This is a genomic window from Nostoc sp., from assembly GCF_036919495.1.
GTDB lineage: Bacteria > Cyanobacteriota > Cyanobacteriia > Cyanobacteriales > Nostocaceae > Nostoc.
This window is the reverse complement of the sequence record NZ_JBALBZ010000016.1, coordinates 1-1,394: the sequence shown is the minus strand read 5'-3', so window position 1 is coordinate 1,394 and position 1,394 is coordinate 1. Positions and strand designations below refer to the sequence as shown.

The 1,394-nt window shown below is 30.8% G+C and carries 1 protein-coding gene; it reads right to left on the bottom strand.

Translation table 11 applies throughout. The features are described 5' to 3' along the window. Positions 1-1,230, bottom strand: a 1,230-nt coding sequence (locus V7K25_RS01815; protein WP_442948048.1) for an ISL3 family transposase, incomplete at its 3' end; no start/stop codon positions are given. Between the last annotated feature and the right edge of the window lie 164 nt (positions 1,231-1,394).

The window sequence follows — 1,394 nt, the reverse complement described above, 5'->3', positions numbered from 1 at the left end:
ATTTAATAAGCATCTTACTCTAAAATTATTAAAGTTTCTGAATCCATAAGCTGAACGCTTAATTAGCTTGAGTTTGTTATTGATGCCTTCAACGGCACCACTTGTTGTCCTATTATCAAAGTAAGCTACTATTTCATCAAACCATCGGATAAAAGTATTGTTACTATTGGGGAAATATTTTTTAGCTTTTGATAGCCATATACCCAGTTTAAAGACTGCCGGATACCAATCATTCGTTTTATTAAAAACTCTTCTAAGTTTCTCTTTCAACTCATGCATTAATTTTAGACTAGGAGACACAGCTTTTACCTGAATAAGTTTATTGTTTTGCTCTTCGTTTAAATCTGACTCATTTTTAAGTAAAACATATTTACTTTTATTTAATCCTTCTAGTATTTGCTCCTGTTTGAGTTTTTCTTTTGATGTCCTTGCTTTTTTTATTAACTCTTGTGCATTTCGTTTTTCTTTTTTTCTCTGTGTATCTAATTCCTTATTTATCTGAACCATAACGTGAAATCGATCTGCAACTACTTGAGCTTCAGGCATTAATTCTATCACTAAGTTTTTATAACCTTTCCATAAATCTATACTGACTTCCTCTATTTGCTCTAAGACTTCAGTTCCCCACCCTATAAGAGTTTCCTTTATTATTTCTTGAGTCCGTCCACTTAAAATAGCAATCAGTTTGGATGTATCCAAATCTATTAGGACTGCACAATAATTTCCTTTTCCTTTAACTAGAGCTATCTCATCAATTCCAAGTCTTTTTAATTTTAAAGGTTTTGAATTTGATAATTGTTCCGATGCGTCTTTTAACATACCTTCTATCTCTTCTGTTGTGACTATTCCTTTTGAAGCTACAGTGTGAATATCGTTTTCTAAAACTTCTTGTATTGTTTTCTGTGCAAGCCGCTTTGTATAAGTTCTTTTCTTCCTGACAAAATCTAAATTTTCACTAAACGGTTTTTTACATATTTCACATTTGAATTGACGCCTATTAATTTCTAAAAATACTGGACGATCTCCAAAAGGTAAGTCTTTAACAATATGCCGATGATTTTGATGTAATTTCTGACTTTTTGTGCCACACCTGGGGCAAATACTATATAATTTTTTTGATTCGGTTTGTAAAATAATTCCAATCCCATCGTGAAGGCGATGTGATATAACTTTTATATCTCCTAAATCAAGAAGTTTTGTTAGAATTTTAATATCTCTTTTGCTAGTCATGGCTGTAAATTTATATAAAAATAGTTGGAGTTCTATTTACAGTTAACAAGAAATATTCTTTGTATGTCAATCTTTATAGTACTTTTAGCAGATTATTGACACATTTTTTGACATTGTTTGATGCCTATATCTTAATAGTTTGGCATAACAAGTACTGAAGAACC